Source organism: Vibrio sp. 1562 (assembly GCF_033340155.1).
Classification (GTDB): Bacteria; Pseudomonadota; Gammaproteobacteria; order Enterobacterales; family Vibrionaceae; genus Vibrio; species Vibrio alginolyticus.
On the sequence record NZ_JAWOVY010000008.1, the window covers coordinates 106,928 to 123,136 of the forward strand.

At 45.2% G+C, this 16,209-nt stretch carries 14 protein-coding genes and 1 pseudogene; 8 read left to right on the top strand and 7 right to left on the bottom strand.

Translation table 11 applies throughout. The features are described from left to right. The first annotated feature begins 57 nt into the window (after positions 1-57). Positions 58-642 carry an FMN-dependent NADH-azoreductase gene (locus R7Z49_RS10830; protein WP_017820648.1) on the top strand — a complete coding sequence of 195 codons (585 nt, stop codon included), beginning with the start codon at positions 58-60 and terminating at the stop codon, positions 640-642. Positions 643-736: 94 nt separating this feature from the next. On the opposite strand, the gene R7Z49_RS10835 is transcribed toward R7Z49_RS10830, so the two are convergent. Beyond that, positions 737-1,024, bottom strand: a complete 288-nt coding sequence (locus R7Z49_RS10835) for a hypothetical protein (protein WP_005389458.1) — start codon at positions 1,022-1,024, stop codon at positions 737-739. Positions 1,025-1,188: 164 nt separating this feature from the next. Next, the gene (locus tag R7Z49_RS10840) at positions 1,189-2,493 is read right to left on the bottom strand and encodes a MipA/OmpV family protein (protein ID WP_318111650.1); all 1,305 of its coding nucleotides are present in this window, start codon (positions 2,491-2,493) and stop codon (positions 1,189-1,191) included. A 235-nt stretch (positions 2,494-2,728) separates the two neighbouring features. Between R7Z49_RS10840 and R7Z49_RS10845 the strand changes: the two genes are divergently transcribed. From R7Z49_RS10845 to R7Z49_RS10855, 3 genes and pseudogenes are all read left to right on the top strand, one after another. Next, entirely contained in the window at positions 2,729-3,079 is a 351-nt protein-coding gene (locus tag R7Z49_RS10845; protein WP_017634942.1) for a hypothetical protein, read from the top strand. 9 nt (positions 3,080-3,088) lie between these two features. Then, positions 3,089-5,029: an alkaline phosphatase D family protein gene (locus R7Z49_RS10850; RefSeq protein WP_033905249.1), complete on the top strand. Its 1,941-nt coding sequence runs from the start codon at positions 3,089-3,091 to the stop codon at positions 5,027-5,029. Between the two features lie 189 nt (positions 5,030-5,218). Continuing rightward, positions 5,219-5,636 (top strand): annotated as a pseudogene (locus R7Z49_RS10855) (TerB family tellurite resistance protein). 241 nt (positions 5,637-5,877) lie between these two features. Here the strand turns inward: R7Z49_RS10855 and R7Z49_RS10860 are convergent. Together R7Z49_RS10860 and R7Z49_RS10865 are read right to left on the bottom strand one after the other, a co-directional pair. Then, positions 5,878-6,408 carry a 3'-5' exonuclease gene (locus tag R7Z49_RS10860; RefSeq protein ID WP_005377684.1) on the bottom strand — a complete coding sequence of 177 codons (531 nt, stop codon included), beginning with the start codon at positions 6,406-6,408 and terminating at the stop codon, positions 5,878-5,880. An 83-nt stretch (positions 6,409-6,491) separates the two neighbouring features. Beyond that, the gene (locus tag R7Z49_RS10865) at positions 6,492-8,033 is read right to left on the bottom strand and encodes a sensor domain-containing diguanylate cyclase (RefSeq protein WP_005377686.1); all 1,542 of its coding nucleotides are present in this window, start codon (positions 8,031-8,033) and stop codon (positions 6,492-6,494) included. Positions 8,034-8,324: 291 nt separating this feature from the next. On the opposite strand from R7Z49_RS10865, the gene R7Z49_RS10870 reads away from it, so the two are divergent. Genes R7Z49_RS10870 through R7Z49_RS10880 form a run of 3 tightly spaced genes read left to right on the top strand, consistent with a single transcriptional unit; the run spans position 8,325 to position 13,787 of the window. After that, positions 8,325-8,957 (top strand): DUF2760 domain-containing protein, encoded by a 633-nt coding sequence (locus R7Z49_RS10870; protein ID WP_017634945.1) that lies wholly within the window; start codon positions 8,325-8,327, stop codon positions 8,955-8,957. Next, positions 8,957-10,921: an Hsp70 family protein gene (locus tag R7Z49_RS10875; RefSeq protein ID WP_256901100.1), complete on the top strand. Its 1,965-nt coding sequence runs from the start codon at positions 8,957-8,959 to the stop codon at positions 10,919-10,921. The genes R7Z49_RS10870 and R7Z49_RS10875 overlap by 1 nt, the downstream gene beginning before the upstream one ends. A gap of 55 nt (positions 10,922-10,976) precedes the next feature. Further along, positions 10,977-13,787 (top strand): Hsp70 family protein, encoded by a 2,811-nt coding sequence (locus tag R7Z49_RS10880; protein ID WP_186584285.1) that lies wholly within the window; start codon positions 10,977-10,979, stop codon positions 13,785-13,787. 85 nt (positions 13,788-13,872) lie between these two features. Here R7Z49_RS10880 and R7Z49_RS10885 read toward each other — a convergent pair whose 3' ends face one another. Further along, positions 13,873-14,067, bottom strand: a complete 195-nt coding sequence (locus tag R7Z49_RS10885; protein WP_005377692.1) for a hypothetical protein — start codon at positions 14,065-14,067, stop codon at positions 13,873-13,875. 86 nt (positions 14,068-14,153) lie between these two features. Between R7Z49_RS10885 and R7Z49_RS10890 the strand changes: the two genes are divergently transcribed. After that, positions 14,154-14,840, top strand: coding sequence for a DNA-3-methyladenine glycosylase I (locus tag R7Z49_RS10890; RefSeq protein WP_005377694.1), 687 nt, complete (start codon positions 14,154-14,156; stop codon positions 14,838-14,840). 84 nt (positions 14,841-14,924) lie between these two features. Here R7Z49_RS10890 and R7Z49_RS10895 read toward each other — a convergent pair whose 3' ends face one another. Further along, the gene (locus R7Z49_RS10895) at positions 14,925-15,902 is read right to left on the bottom strand and encodes a Gfo/Idh/MocA family protein (RefSeq protein WP_186584286.1); all 978 of its coding nucleotides are present in this window, start codon (positions 15,900-15,902) and stop codon (positions 14,925-14,927) included. An 11-nt stretch (positions 15,903-15,913) separates the two neighbouring features. Further along, the gene (locus R7Z49_RS10900) at positions 15,914-16,201 is read right to left on the bottom strand and encodes a putative quinol monooxygenase (RefSeq protein WP_025766691.1); all 288 of its coding nucleotides are present in this window, start codon (positions 16,199-16,201) and stop codon (positions 15,914-15,916) included. Positions 16,202-16,209 lie beyond the last annotated feature (8 nt).

A 16,209-nucleotide genomic window follows, 5' to 3' on the forward strand; every position in this document is an offset into this window, starting at 1 on the left:
TTACGTTGCTTATAATAGCTCCCATAGTCGAAAGCACTTATTTAAGGAATAACCATTATGTCTCGTGTACTAGCTCTAAAATCAAGCATCCTTGGCGATTACTCTCAATCAAACAAATTGGTTGAAAACTTCATCAAAAATGTAGACCAAGACAAGCTTACTGTTCGTGATTTGGCTGCAAACCCTCTACCTGTTTTGGACTTCGCCGTTGCGACTGCACTGCGCGCTACGGAAGATCTTTCACAAGAACAGCAAGCGGTGGTCGACTTGTCTGACACCCTTATTGAAGAAGTAAAGGCCGCAGACACTTTGGTTATTGCCGCTCCAATGTACAACTTCACCATCCCGACTCAGCTTAAAAACTGGATTGATTTGATTGCTCGTGCAGGCGTGACATTCAAATACACAGAAAACGGCGTTCAAGGTTTGATTGAAGGTAAAAAGGCGATTGTAGTAACGACTCGCGGTGGTATCCATAAAGATTCACCAACTGACAACGTTACGCCATACCTACGCACTGTGCTGGGTTTTGTAGGAATCACTGATGTGGAATTTGTTTACGCAGAAGCGCTAAACATGGGTGAAGATGCGGCTGCAAAAGGCATTTCAGAAGCGCAAAGCCAACTTGCAACAATGGCGTAAGTTAGAATAAACCAGAATACAAAAGGGATTGGTTCGCGCCAATCCCTTTTTGGATCCTGATGCCTTAATCGTATTTATAGGGTCTCTTACATCGTCAAAAACGATTCACTTTCTCCAAGTTGCGTATTGCATCAAGGTAGACTTTTTCTAAAGACCGCTCAGCTTCGCTTATCATATTCTCGATCATCGCATTAAACGCGACATCGCTACGGATTTCTATATTGTCTCCCGCCTTAACGTCAAGAGAGTTGACGTACAACACCAACCATTCATCGCCCTCCAAGTGCCCTTCTCCGTGAATGGCAAAAAAGCGTTTGGCAAATTCAGCGTTGGTACAATTTATCGCTTCAATTTGAAGATTGAATGAGGAGTCGATACTCATGGTGCTCATCCCATCCGATTCATCAGATGCATCACAAACAGCCTTAACTCTGGCACGATATACGAAATTTCTCGTTGAAAGCAGCATAGTATTATTCATCATTACTCATAATGGGCGATAAATAAGTCAGTTGCAAATCCGACTTATATGCATCTCGCGATGCGCTAAAACTCGAACTGGAAATAAATAGTATTGTAGTTACTCCCACCTTTAATTCGCCCAAACTGGGAAGCGCTTTCAAAAATCGCCGAGCGGTGATGCAATGAATAGCCCACCCACATATTGTTCCAGCTCTTTTGGTTGAAGAGATCGCCTACATTGACATCAAACGAGAAATCTAAGTAGTTGAGCAACTTGCTTGGTGTATAACCCTTGTCTTCCATTTCTGTGCCTTCAATATAGGTAATGCTATCAATGTATGACACACCTTCCGCTACACCAAATCGCCAAGTCGTAGGCCAATTAACCGTATAATAAGACTTAATCGCCATGACGTATTCTGTGCTCGCAGACTGAACACTGGACGACCAGTGATGAACCAACCCTGGCGTTAAATAAATATCAAGAGGAAAACCAAACAGCTCATCCGTTAATGGATGCCCATAAAACAATGAAGTAAGTTGATTGTCGTATGGGTCTTTTTCTCTCTCAAAGCTAAATATTTCACCGATGTTCGAAGGCGTCGCCCAACCATGCGCAATACGTAGATATGCTTTATTGCTCAGTGTCGGTTTCGGAGCTTTGCTTTTATCGTTGAAAAAGCCAAAACCGACAAACACTTCTCCCTGATATCGATCTTCTACAAGCTGACTGTTGTAGGCGTTATCATCTAAGCGAGTAACACTCGTCTCACCCAATAAATACAAATTTGAAGTTACATGGTAACGCGCTTTAATACCAAGATTGGTGTCAAGCCCAGCTCCAATTCTCTCGCCAGTAATATCCTTAAAGGAATAATATTCACTATTGAAATCAGCGTCTTTGTATCGAATCGTAATCGATGGCTCTAATTCCCAATCACCAAATACATAATTGGCAGCAAGGCGGTAATTAGAGTGAAACTGGAGTTCGTCGTCCGTCATCAACTCTACTTCTGCGCGCCAAGTGTCGTTAATGCTATAACGCACTTGCCCACCGAAATCGACTCTGTCCCCTTCATTAGCATTTTGTAGCGACATGGGAATATCGACAAATCTCAATCGCATGAGTGCGCTCGCGCGCCAGTCGGAATCACTCTCGTTATACAAAAAAGCGCCACCTTCAATGCCATTGATATACACATGTTCGTTTTCAAAGAACATCATTGGTACAAATGTACTCACCGTAGAGTCATTATCGGCGGTGTAAAACGGAATCGATGCTGTGCGATACATCGCAGCAATCCCCCACGTTTGTTCGTCTGCACCATGCGCAGAAGAAACTGCCGCAGCTAAAGGTAAAGCGAGTGTTGTTAGAATTAATCTCTTCATGAGTTCGAAAAATGTTGGTTGAGAAGCAGGCAAACATCAATGATTTGCCATTAAAAGCTTATGTTCTGCTGATGATAGCCGTTACAATGGCAAATGTTGTCATCCTCGTGACAGTTTGAGTCCCAAGATCATATTAATATTGCACGACTAGGTGAGCTTGTTTGCGAATATTTTACCATTACAACAAGCGCTTAAACTCTAGCTTAGTTCTAAATCAAACATAATGAAGTAAAAAGTGAAAGCATCAGAACTCATCTCTACCTTGAATCATTTACCCGCAGACACAGACCCAGACATTGTGATGGGAGAAGCATGGCTGCCAGAGAGGTTGATAGGGACTCAACTCGATGGTGACATGTTGTTTTTGCACTTTGATAATGCACCAGAAGATGGTCAAGGTGACGAAGAAGGGCGTGGCTTCGTCGAACACGAAATCGACCTAATTAGAACTCGGCTTCAGCAAATTTTGGATGAAGACAGTAATAACGCGTCAAAAGCCGATGCGATGCTTGGTTTGTTCCTTATGGGACATGAACTTAGTAGCTCGCAAGTTATCGAAATATTAGAAGAAGAAGCTGACACATAAGGAGCCGTTTTGCCAGCATTGATGAACACGACTGAAATTTCTTCACTTCCTCTTGTCGTTGCAGGTCCGATCCTACGTAAAGTGACCGCAACTGAAATCAATATTTGGCTAGTCACCACCCAACGCTTGGAGGGTATGGTGCAAATTACGGATGAAAATGCCTCCATCCTTTATCAAGCCCCTTTAAGTGAACAAAAAGAACAGCTTCAAATCGGCCTCAATGCGTGGTGTTGCTTACTTAAATTAGAAGGCGAGTTTCCAACCCATCAAGCGTTACGCTATCAAATAAAAACGCAATATGGATTAGTGACGGAACTGCTCCCTCACCTGACTTATGAGCGAGATAATACGCCAAACTTGGGTATTGAGTTCCTCGTTAGTGAAAAAGCGGATTATCTCCTACATGGCTCTTGCCGTAATCCCCATCACTTCAGTGATGATACATTGGTCGCTGCGGATCATAAAATCGCGTCTCAATCCATTGAAGAAAGACCGGATATGCTCATCATGAGTGGTGATCAAATCTATGCAGACCATGTTGCAGGCCCCACTCTCGATGCCATTGAGCAAGTCATAGCTTTATTGGGTTTGCCAGGCGAAGAATTCGATCAAGCTCCGATAAAAAATACCAATGAGCTCTACCAACACCCTGCTTGCTATTATGGTCGAGATAAATTGTTGCCTCATTATGTGAGTGATGACAGTTTACTAAGTAAGTTTTTTCCACACCGAGGGACACCAATATTCAGCGCCAAAGAGTGTGAGAATCACCTAATAAGCTTTGCTGAGTGCTTTGCAATGTACTTATTGGTTTGGTCTCCGACCTTGTGGAAGCTTGTTCGAACGGATCGTTTGTTAGAAAACGAATTTACTGTCGGCGGAGAAGTTCTTGAACCCAAATGGCAGCAGCAATGGCGCGAAGAAAAAAAGCAAATTGATAAATTCGTCGCAGGTCTGGACAAGGTTCAACGCTTACTCGCTCACATTCCAACCTATATGATTTTTGATGATCACGATGTCACCGACGATTGGAATCTCACCATAGGCTGGGAACAAGCCGCATACAGCAACACGTTTGCAAAACGCATTATCGGTAATAGCTTGATTGCTTACTGGCTTTGCCAAGGTTGGGGAAATGCGCCAGAAAAATTCAATGATGAATTTATGAGCCTCGCTCAACGCTTTATCGATGAGCGAACCTCGCAAACCCAAGATGCATTTATTCAATATTTGTATCGCTTTGAGAATTGGCACTACACCATTCCTACGACACCAAAAGTTGTCGTGCTAGATACACGAACCAGACGCTGGCGTTCTGAGTCTAAAATGAACAAACCTTCTGGCTTAATGGACTGGGAAGCGATGATTGAGTTCCACCAAGAACTCGTGCACCAAGACAAAGTTGTTATTGTTTCTGCCGCGCCAATGTTTGGTGTGAAATTTATCGAAGCACTACAACGTGTGGTGACCATGCTTGGTAAACCATTGATGGTTGATGCTGAAAACTGGATGGCTCACCCCGGAAGTGCGAATACTCTTATTAGTATTTTCACACACACAAAGACACCAACTAACTTTGTTATTCTCTCTGGCGACGTACACTACTCTTTTGCATACGATATTAAGCTCCGCTATCGAAAAAACAGTCCGAATATCTATCAAATCACCTGTAGTGGAATTAAAAATCAGTTCCCTACACAACTGCTCAATATTTGTGATGGCCTAGATAGACTGCTATACAGCCCTCGCTCACCTTTAAACTGGTTCACAAAACGTAAACGACTCAAGATTTACAAACGCGCACCAAGTACGCACAACTTTTATCGCTTGGTTAACCATAGTGCCATTGGTGAGCTACGTCTTGATGATGAAGGCAAACCAAGTCAAATTAGTATTCTGACGAGTGATGGTGACGAAGTTCATTTTCCACCGACACGTGCTGAAAGCTGAGTATCAATCCCAAAATGACTTGCCCTTTGTAAGAGGCAAGTCACCTTGAACTAACTCAGGAGTTTAGGTTTTTTGGGGAGAAAGTGGCCGTGCTTAAATGTCAACGGCGTGCTAAATTTGGTATCGCACCTTGAGATCTTCCGTATTTATTACCATGTTAACCAAATAAACAATAGCTCGGTGTTCATTATGTTTAATTCTCTCACATCATTATTTAAACAACTCATTGATGGCTCTGATTTAAGCCAAACCAACACACTTTCCCCTAACATGGCTATCGCGTGTTTGCTTTGTGAAGTTTCTGGTGCAGACCATAGTGTCGATGATAGAGAACAAGAAACAAAGCGCTCTTTATTGATGAAACTGCTTTCGTTAAATGAAGAAGAATCAACAGAAAATAAAAGATTCCGCTTCGCTGTACGACTTTACCTCTCAACTAAGAGAACTGACTCAAGAAACTCGTTACAACTTAATCAAAAGCATGTGGGAAGTCGCTTACGCAGACGGCGAAATTGACCCGCTAGAAGACGCGGTGATCCGTAAAACAGCAGAGCTACTCTATGTTGATCACAGCGAGTTCATTCGAGCGAAGTTACAGTCTCAGTAAAGTGACGAGATGAGTATATAAGTCGCTGGCTAACTCTAAGCTACCCCTAGGATGACAACAGATATCGCTTCTGTAGCCATAAAAAAACGCGCACTCTGCGCGTTTTTCAATAAGCCAACGACATTGTTATTAAAATACTGGTCAAGGTATGTGTTTAGCTCTTTCCACACTAAACAGACTGCATGACAAAACAACAATGGTTGGATGATAATTTAATTACAAGCTAGCTAGGTTCGAATAACTAAAACATGGTCAAAGCAAGCTTAGCTAAGTTGTATGCATCTACATAGCCAGAGTGTTGACGCCCTTCCCAGTCTATTCCTTTTGCTTCTTGAGCGGCTCGATGGCCTATACGTTTATCTTTAAGACGATTTTGAATACGGTAGAGTGTCGCTAAGTTGATGAACTCTGTGAACGGTGCTTCAATACCTTTTTGCTTACACTCTTCTAGAAGAATGAGGTCATCTCGCCCCCAAGATGCAAAGATTTTGTTGCGACCACCGAAGTTCTTAACCATGGATTTAAGCACTTCTTCTAGTGGGCGTCCTTGTTTTTCAATCTTACGTGGTGTGATGCCCGTTAACTCAGCGCAGAACAGAGACACTTCATCGTGTTCTGGTTTCACGTAGTATTGAGCACGCTTGACTATCTCACCTTTAGACAAATCTATTTCAGCTAACCCCACTTCGATAATTTCACCCGTGCTGCCGACGCCATTTTCGTTCCAGCAACACATTTCTAAATCGAAGCATACAATACGGTTATGGTTCATAGTTTGCCTTGGTTCCTAACATAAAAATTTAAAGCGTGCGATTCTATCGTAACACGGCGTAAAACTCGAATTTGTGCGCCCATTTAATCGCCGATCGACACATTATTACGGCCGTTTTTTTTACTCAAATAGAGTTGACTGTCCATTTTGTGATACAAGCTCTCAGGATCTTCTTCTTTATGGATAACCGCACCGATACTCAACGTACAGATGATTGACGCATCACCATAATCAAAAGCCGTACTTGCCACAACACTCCGTAATTTTTCTAGGTAAGCTTCTAGCACTGCTCTATCAATGACTTTAGAAATAATACAAAACTCGTCACCACCAGCTCGGTAAAACTTATCTCCCGGTTTTAAATTAGCACTGACCAGCTTAGTGACATGTTGTAACGCTTCATCTCCACCTAAATGGCCGTGTTTGTCATTAATCACTTTGAAGTGGTCGATATCAAAACCAACCAAGGCGAAGTTAACACCTTTGTTTATCTGATTAAGCAAATGATCGTTGAATGCTCGGCGATTCAGTAGTTGAGTTAGAGGGTCTCGCTCTGCCATTCTTTTTAATTCAACGGTTTTGAGCTCCAACATGACCGCTAAGCGCTCTTTTTCTCGAGACTGTAAATTCACAATCCAACTGATCAAAAAGGCGATTACCAATCCGGCTAGCGTCGTGCCCGCTAAAATAGAACGCTCCCAAGCTGAGACTGCGTCAGAAAGCTTAAAGTCAATACGCCATTCACGGTTAGGCAGTTGAATGGTTCGGCTTATAACGGTTCCTCGAATGTTATCCCAGCTAGCACTTTGAAAGAGAACAGGGTCATCTGCTGCGTCGAATCCCAAGTCTTCTACGCGCACCGACATATCGAGCTCCGTCGCGGTTTTCGTAATCAAATCCTCAAAGTAAACCGTACTTCGGATAACGCCGGTCACTACTCCTAATAAATATTTGTTCTCGAAGTCGAACACTGGATGGAACACCAGCAACCCAGTCTTAGGTATGGACTTGTCATAACCATCTTGCAGTAAGCGAACTTTATCCGAGACATTCGCTCGCCCATTTTCGGAAATATCATCCAAGATTAAATCGAAGCGTTTGCGCGAAAAATAGAAACCCAATAGAGAAAGGTTTTCCGGTGTTCTTGGGTAGATATCCGACGCGATAAAAATTGGCTCATTGTGTTCAAAAATGTACCCGTAGGTTTTGGGACCATCTTTAGGAACGGTAAACGGTTGGAAGTTTGGAAATTTTTGACGGGTCTTTAAAATATGTTCATCAAGATCTTCGAATTCGACCTTTTGCATCCATTGAAGTCCAATAAGACTTCGTGAGCTATTAATCACTTGTTCCGCATACATGGGAAACGATGGCCAATAGCTTCGCTCAATCGAATGGAAAAAGTTTGCGCCCGCACCAATGAACTTTAGATCATTCTCGACGTTTGCTTTAAGTGATTCTGCTTGTCGGTCGGCTAAAGTATCAAACGTCGTCTGTGTATACCGTTGCTGCATTGTATAAGCAGCACCAACTACACCAGCAGTGACACATAAAGTCGCCAAAAAAGCTAAAATAGAGTCTGAATGTCGTTTTATAAAGCTCTTATGAGCGGTGCTTTGTGTCATATCGTAATTTTTGATACTTCCGTAAGTTAAACTTCGGGATCTATTGAAATACTGCGTTAGCAATGCACAAACATCAAGCAACAACCTATATTGGGGAGTCTGATCGTCGATTTTTCACGCTGTTCGTACGGTATAGTCACGAATTATTACAGCCTTAAGCCTTGAATATGCTACCATCCGTCATCATTTTAATGTCTAAACTTGGTGCAAGATCGCAAAGACGATCGTTTTAGTGAACAAATATGAGCCAATACTGAGCACCAATAAATCAATAGAAAGAGAAAAAACGTCATGAACATTGATTTGAACCTAATTCCTCAAACGTTCGATATGCTTCACGCTGGCCTAACCGCATCGAGCGTTTTGCTTCTTCTAGTTGCAGTGTCGCGCAAATCAAAAGTGGTCGAGAAAGTGGTAGAAAAACCAGTCGAGAAAATCGTCGAGGTTGAGAAACCAGTTGAGAAGATCGTTGAAGTAGAAAAAGTAGTGGAAGTAGAGAAAGTCGTAGAGCGTGTTGTAGAAGTTGAATCAAAACTTGCAACCGCATCAACAGACTCTGCAATGCAGCTGCTTTCTATCATGCAACAAGAAGCTCGTCTGATTGACTTCTTAAAAGAAGACCTAACGTCATTCTCTGATGAAGAAGTAGGCGCAGCCGCTCGCGTAATCCACACTGGTGGTCAGAAAGTACTGAACGACTACGTGACGCTAGCGCACGTTCGTAACGAAGACGAAGAAACTCGCATTACGGTTGAAGAAGGCTTCAACCCACAAGAAATCCGCCTAACTGGCAACGTAACAGGCAGCGCGCCATTCAACGGCACACTAGTTCATAAAGGCTGGAAAGCAACATCAATGACGTTGCCTAAACTGGCTGAGAACTACGATGCATCTGTGATCGCTCCAGCTGAGGTTGAGCTGTAATGGAACACATGAACCAAGAAAACCATTCTCAAGAAGCGTCTGTTGAAACTCAACAGACACCTAAATTCAGTGTTGGTATCGACTTAGGTACAACACACTGTGTCATGTCTTTTGTTGATACACACAACGAAGACGCTCGCGTTGAAGTGATGCCAATCCCGCAGTTAACTGCGCCAGGTACGGTAGAGACTCGTAGCCAATTAGGCTCTTTCCTTTACCAGCCGCACGAACACGAAATGAACCCGCAATCACGCGTTCTTCCGTGGTCGAGCGAGCCAAAAGCTCTAGTTGGTGCAATTGCACGTAACCTAGGCTCAAAAACACCAATTCGTCTTGTTGCAAGTGCGAAATCTTGGCTTTGCCACGCAGGTGTGAACCGTCGTGATGCTTTCCTGCCAGCAGGTAGCCCAGAAGAAGTGGAAAAAGTCTCCCCTCTTCGTGCGACAGAGCTTTACCTAGAGCACCTAAAAGACGCTTGGAATCACGCGAACCCAAATCACAACCTTGCCGATCAAGACGTAACCATTACGGTTCCTGCTTCTTTTGATCCTGCTGCTCGCGATCTAACTGCAGAAGCAGCACGCAACGTTGGTTTTGTGCACCTAACACTTCTAGAAGAGCCACAAGCTGCACTTTACAACTGGATCGATAACAGCAACGACAAATGGCGCGACGAAGTTGAAGTTGGCGACATCGTGCTTGTGGTCGATATCGGTGGTGGTACAACCGACCTTTCTTTGGTTGAAGTAACTGAAGACGACGGCAACCTAACTCTGAACCGCATCGCGGTAGGTGAACACATCCTACTTGGCGGTGACAACATGGATCTTGCACTTGCGTACCGCTTGAAGATGAAGCTAGCCCAAGAAGGTAAAGAGCTACAGCCATGGCAAGTTCAGGCAATGACACACGCATGTCGCGACGCGAAAGAAGCGCTATTGAACGACAGCGAACTTCAGTCAGTGCCAATCGTAGTACCAAGCCGTGGTTCTAAACTGCTTGGCGCAACGCTGAAAACAGAACTGACTCAAGAAGAAGTACAACAAACACTGGTTGACGGCTTCTTCCCTCAAGTTGCGATTACTGACCACCCTGTTCAACGTAACCGTGGTGCACTAACGCAAATGGGTCTGCCTTACGCGCAAGATGCAGGTATTACTCGTCACATCGCAGCGTTCTTGTCTAAGCAAGCTAATGCCCTTTCTGCTTCAGGAAATGGCGGCGAAGCAGCAGCTCAAGATTTCAACCCATTCGCTAACATGCCTGGTATGCCAGGTGCGGATGCGGCGCAATCAGCTGACTTCATCAAGCCAACCGCAATCCTATTCAACGGTGGTGTTCTGAAATCGAAACTTCTAGCATCTCGTCTAGAAGACACGATCAACGAATGGCTAATTGAAGCAGATGCGGAAATGGCTAAACGCCTAACAGGTGTAGACCTAGACCTTGCGGTTGCTAGCGGTGCGGCTTACTACGGCTCTGTTCGTCGTGGTCAAGGTGTTCGTATCCGTGGTGGTATTGCTTCTGCGTACTACGTGGGTATCGAAAGTGCGATGCCAGCGATTCCGGGCATGGCGCCTCCAATGGAAGCACTTTGTGTTGCACCATTTGGTATGGAAGAAGGTTCAAGCGTTGACGTACCAAGCCAAGAGTTTGGTTTGATCATCGGTCAGCCGGTTAACTTCCAATTCTTCGGCTCAACGGTTCGTCGTGATGACCTAGCAGGTACTCACCTAGACTACTGGGCACCAGAAGAGCTCGAAGAGCTACCAGAAATTCAAGTAACGCTGCCTGTATCTGAAGGTCGTCGTGAAGGTGAAGTGGTTCCGGTAACCCTAGCCTCTCGCGTCACAGAGCTTGGTACGCTTTACTTAGAAGCCATTGCCGCTGATAACGGTCAAAAATGGCATGTTGAGTTCGATGTGCGCGAAGACGCGAAAAGCAACTCAAACGAAGAAGAATAAATAGAAATCAAACGGCATCCAATCGGGTGCCGTTTTTAAATACGCGAAGGTTTGTATGGCATCTCCTCGTTTTCTTGTTGGTATTGACCTTGGCACCACAAACACTGTGGTGGCGTACTGTGAAATCACCGACAACCTTGAACAATCCGAAGTATCCCTATTCGACATCGACCAATTGATTGGCCCGGGTGAAGTGGTTCGTAAGCCATTGTTGCCCTCTTTCCGCTATCACCCAGCGGTTGGTCAAATCTCCCCTTCTGACCTAACACTTCCTTGGGAAAACGAACCTGTATCTGGCGACATTAGTAATGTGATCGTGGGTGAATGGGCTCGTGAATTAGGCGCTAAGGTGGAAGGACGTCAAGTATCCAGTGCTAAAAGCTGGCTATCGCACCAAGCAGTGGATCGTAGTTCAGACATTCTTCCTTGGGCTGGTGCGCAAGACGTAGATAAAGTCTCTCCCGTCATTGCCAGCGCAAGCTACCTCAACCACATTCGCCAAGCATGGAACTACCGTCATCCTAGCAATAAGTTAGAAGACCAAGATGTGGTTGTGACCGTTCCAGCGTCGTTCGATGAAACCGCTCGTAAACTCACGCTTGAAGCGGCACAGCTAGCTGGTTTAAAGAAAATCGTCCTGCTCGAAGAACCACAAGCCGTATGTTACGACTGGTACGCACGCCACCAGCAAACCGCAGCTGATAAACTCAAAGAGTTACCGCTGATTCTGGTGTGTGATGTGGGCGGTGGTACTACCGACTTGAGCTTGATTGAAGCCAGTTTCTCTTCTCAAGATGAGCTAGCCCTTGACCGCATTGGCGTTGGCGAACACTTGATGCTTGGTGGTGATAACCTCGATTTAGCATTAGCACACCTTGCAGAAAGCCGCTTCAACCAAAGTAAGAAGCTCACTGCCGCAAGCCTGACTAAGTTGATTCAGCAAACGCGTAAAGCGAAAGAAAACCTGCTTTCAGCGAATGCACCTGAAGAAGTGAAAATCACCATGCTGGGCAGCGGCTCGAAACTTCTTGGCGGAACAAAGAGTATTGGGCTGAGCAAACAAGAAGTGCACCAAATCGCTTTAGATGGCTTCTTCCCGCTTTCTGATTTCAGTGAAGTACCAGATAAACGCCGCAGCGCGGTTGTCGAGTTTGGTCTTCCATACGTTGCCGACCCAGCAGTGAGCAAACACGTTGCCGAGTTCTTAACGACGCATCAGCAAGTCTCTCGTGCCGCACTTGGCATTGAAGACGACAAACAAAATGCCATTCCAGTCGGTTTGCTACTCAATGGTGGTGTGTTCAACAGTGAGCTTGTGACTGAGCGTGTCACTACCCTACTTTCCGATTGGCGCGGCGCACCAGTTACGGTATTAGACAACCCACATCCAGATTGGTCGGTTGCACTGGGTGCTGTTGCATTTGGTAAAGCGCGTCGTGGCGCACAACTTAAAATTGGTGGTGGCGCAGCGCGTTCTTACTTCTTGCATCTTCAAGAAAAGAACAAGATGGGCAAAGCGCTCTGTTTGCTTGCAAAAGGCACAGAAGAAGGACACGAGATCCGATTAAGTGGTCGCCGATTCTCGCTTACCCTAGGTGAGCCCGTTCGCTTTAACCTGCTGACTTCTACCCACGACACCTTAACCAATAACACCGCCATTCAAAACGGTGTAATGGTTGACGTTGATCCGGACTTGTTTGCTCCCCTGCCGCCTTATATCACCACCCTTGAAGGTGAAGGTGCCGAACTGCAAGCCAACCAGAAAGAGCGCGTAGAAGTGCAACTGGCGTGTCAGTTGACTGAAGTCGGCACGCTTAAGATGGAATGTGTCAGCGCAGAAGACGACAACAAACGTTGGGAGCTAGAATTCGAAGTTCGTAACAAGCAAACCGATGACAGCGAGCAAGTTAAACTTCACCCTAAGTTGAACGAATGTAAGGAGCTGATCGCTCGCCTTTACAGCGGTAATAAGAAAAGCGCGGAAAGCAAAGAGATCAAAACCTTAGCCAAAGATCTTGAGAAGAAACTTGGCAAACGCGATGAATGGGATTTCACGACCCTACGTCAACTGTTCGATACCTTTGCACAAGGTCGTAAGCGTCGCCGCCGTTCAGAACAACACGAGAAAAACTGGCTTCGTTTGGCTGGCTTTGCACTGCGTCCGGGCTTTGGCGATCCAACCGACTCATGGCGTATTGAGCAAGTTTGGGGTCTCTACCAACAAAACATTCAGTTTAAGAACCATCAAGGTTGGACCGACTGGTGGGTGTTCTGGCGTCGTATTGCCGGTGGTTTAAGCCAAGAGCAACAAGAGACCATCTTGGCGGACATCGCGAAATACCTACATCCTGGTGCGATGAAAAACCCACAATCCGCCAAAGCGGCACAAGATATGGGTTACGAGTCGATGGTGCGCTTGTCTGCCTCTCTGGAGCATTTAGAAGTCGAAGACAAAGTTCTATTGGCAACGTGGTTCTTGAGCAAAGCCATCAACCATAACCAGTTCGAACAAGCACACTGGTGGGCAATGGGTCGCTTGGCATCACGTACGCCTTTATATGGCAGTCAGCATAACGTCGTTCCTCGTGAACAAGCGGAACAGTGGTTGCCTAAGCTGCTAGAGCAGAACTGGCAGAAAGAGCCAATGATCGCTTTCGCAGCCGTAATGATTTGTCGTAAGACGGGCGACCGCCTATTCGATATCTCAGACGACTACCGTGAGCAGGTACTGGCTAAGTTGAAGCAAAGCAAGGTACCTGAATCTTGGGTATCACTGGTTGAAGAAGTCAAAGAGCTATCTGAGAGCGAATCGAAACGTATCTTCGGTGATGCACTCCCAAGCGGTCTGACACTGGTAAATAACTAGGCTCTCACGCTTATAAACGCAACAAAGCCCTTCTCGTGAAGGGCTTTGTTTTATCTGATTCTAATAGCTGACGAAAAACGACTCGTTAGTTCATTTCCGTATTGATCACCACATCACGCGTTTCATTATCCATATCACTAATGCCGACAACTGAGATTTCACGGTCAGATAAATTCTCAATCATGCTGTCTTCTAACCCACCGTCCGTCATCCACGCATAGAATTTTTCTGCAATACGATCCGAACCTTCCCCGACAAACGTTAATGTGACCTTCTTCATTTGTGACACTCCATCAATTTACGATTCAGCCACTTAAGCGTAGTATGTTTCACAAATATCGACATAAACTAGGACTAACTTCTTTTATGAGTATCGAAAAATTTGACGCGATTTATCAGCGCGCTGCCGAGCGTAAAGGTGGTGAAGATCAACTTGAAGCGCTTTTGTCTCATCCACTAAGCAAAGAAGAATTGGCAGCGATTCCCGACGACCGTTGGCTAGCCGCTTTTTCGATGAAGGTATTCCAAAGTGGGATTTCGTGGAGCGTGGTTCGCAACAAGTGGCCGAACTTCGAAGAAGTGTTCTTTGGGTTTAAGATTGAGCCGCTATTGATGCTGTCAGATGAGCAATGGGAAACCAAAGCAACCGACAAACGCATCATTCGCCACCTCACTAAAGTCATGTCGATTCCTGCCAACGCTCGTATGATCCACGAAGCAAAAATCGAATATGGCTCGTTTGGCAAAATGGTTGCCGATTGGCCGCAAGAGAAAATCACCGACCTATGGGCGTATTTGAAGAAACGCGGCAATCGCCTAGGCGGAAATACTGGCCCTTACACACTTCGTCAAATGGGCGTTGATACCTTTATCTTGTCTAGCGACGTGGAAGCTTACCTGCGTAATTGCAAGATCATTGAAGGTGGCAAAGATACGAAAAAATCGCTCGATGCAACCAACAAAGCGTTTGTTCAATGGCAGCAAGAAAGTGGCAGAAGCCTGTCTGAAATCAGCCAAATCATTGCGTTCAGTACCGGCGATAATCGCATTTAATCCAGACTGAACCCAAAATACAAACGGCGCACTGATCATTGGATTTAGTGCACCGTTTTTATGTTCATTGGTTCAAGTACACACTTACTTTAAAGCCAGTGATTCCCACTCAGTCAGTAGCTGCATAATACGGTGAGAGTCTTCCCATGTTGCACAAGGGTTTTCTAACGAGGTACGCCCCTCTTCAACCGCTTGGCGAATATTGCGCACTTGATAGAAGAAAGCGTCCCCAGTTGCCGGTACAGACACTTCCCGCTTCGACGTCTCGTAAATTTCCACACTAAACTGGTTATCTTGCGTTGGTAGCCATGGGTTTGAATCTAAGGTAATACAGCCTTTGCTACCCAGAATGGTGAACTGGTGTTTCAATCCATGATCTTCGGCAGTATGTACGCTCACCGTTTGTTGCTCACCAAATTGCATCATCAAGCTCGACTCGCAGATATTCCCATCATTACCTCGTCGGCCAATCGCTTTCATTGAACGGTTCTCAAAGGTTTGTTCACCCAACATGGTTTTAACCACCAAATGCACTAATGACATTGGATAGCAACCTAAGTTATACAAAGCACCTTTGCTGTCTGGATTAACAAACTGCGCAATCGACGCAATATAAGACGTATGGATGGAGCGAAGTTCACCAATCTCTCCCGATTTAAGCACCGAAACCAACTCACTGATCAATGGGTGATGCAAGTACATTAAGCCTTCAGCAAAGAATACCTTGTGCGCTTCTACGGCTTGAAGTGCCAGCTCGGTTTTTTCCATATCTACCGAAAGTGACTTTTCACACAGGATCGCTTTGCCCTGCTCAGCCGCTTTGACGATAAAGTCATGATGAAGGTGATTTGGCAATGCGATATAAATAATGTCGACTTGCTCATCAGCAATCAACGCATCGTAATCGTTGAACGTATTCTCGATGCCATATTGCTCAGCGAATGCCTGTAAGTTCTGCTCCGAACGCCCAGCAACCGCGTACAGTTCACTCTTGTCATCGCCTTGGATTGCCTCAGCCATGACTCCTGAGATAAAGCTTGTGCCTAAAATGCCCCATTTCATGTTCACGTCTCCTATTGAGCTTGGGTTTCGAATGCTTGAACTAACTCTGCCATTTCAGCCGCAATAAACGCTTGTGTATGCGGCATAGCAAAATGCGCTTCAATCGCGGCGCGGTTTTCATATCGCTCCCAAAGAATCACACGTTGTGGAGCTTTAGAATCGTAGGTCGCATTCGCTTGCAAGCACCCCGCTTCGCTTTGCATATCAAGGCAAAATTGTTCAATGGCTTCAACCACTTGTTGTCTTGGCTTATCGGCATTCATTTTCAGTTCGGCGGTAACAAAAATCGTCTCGCTCATGATGGCTC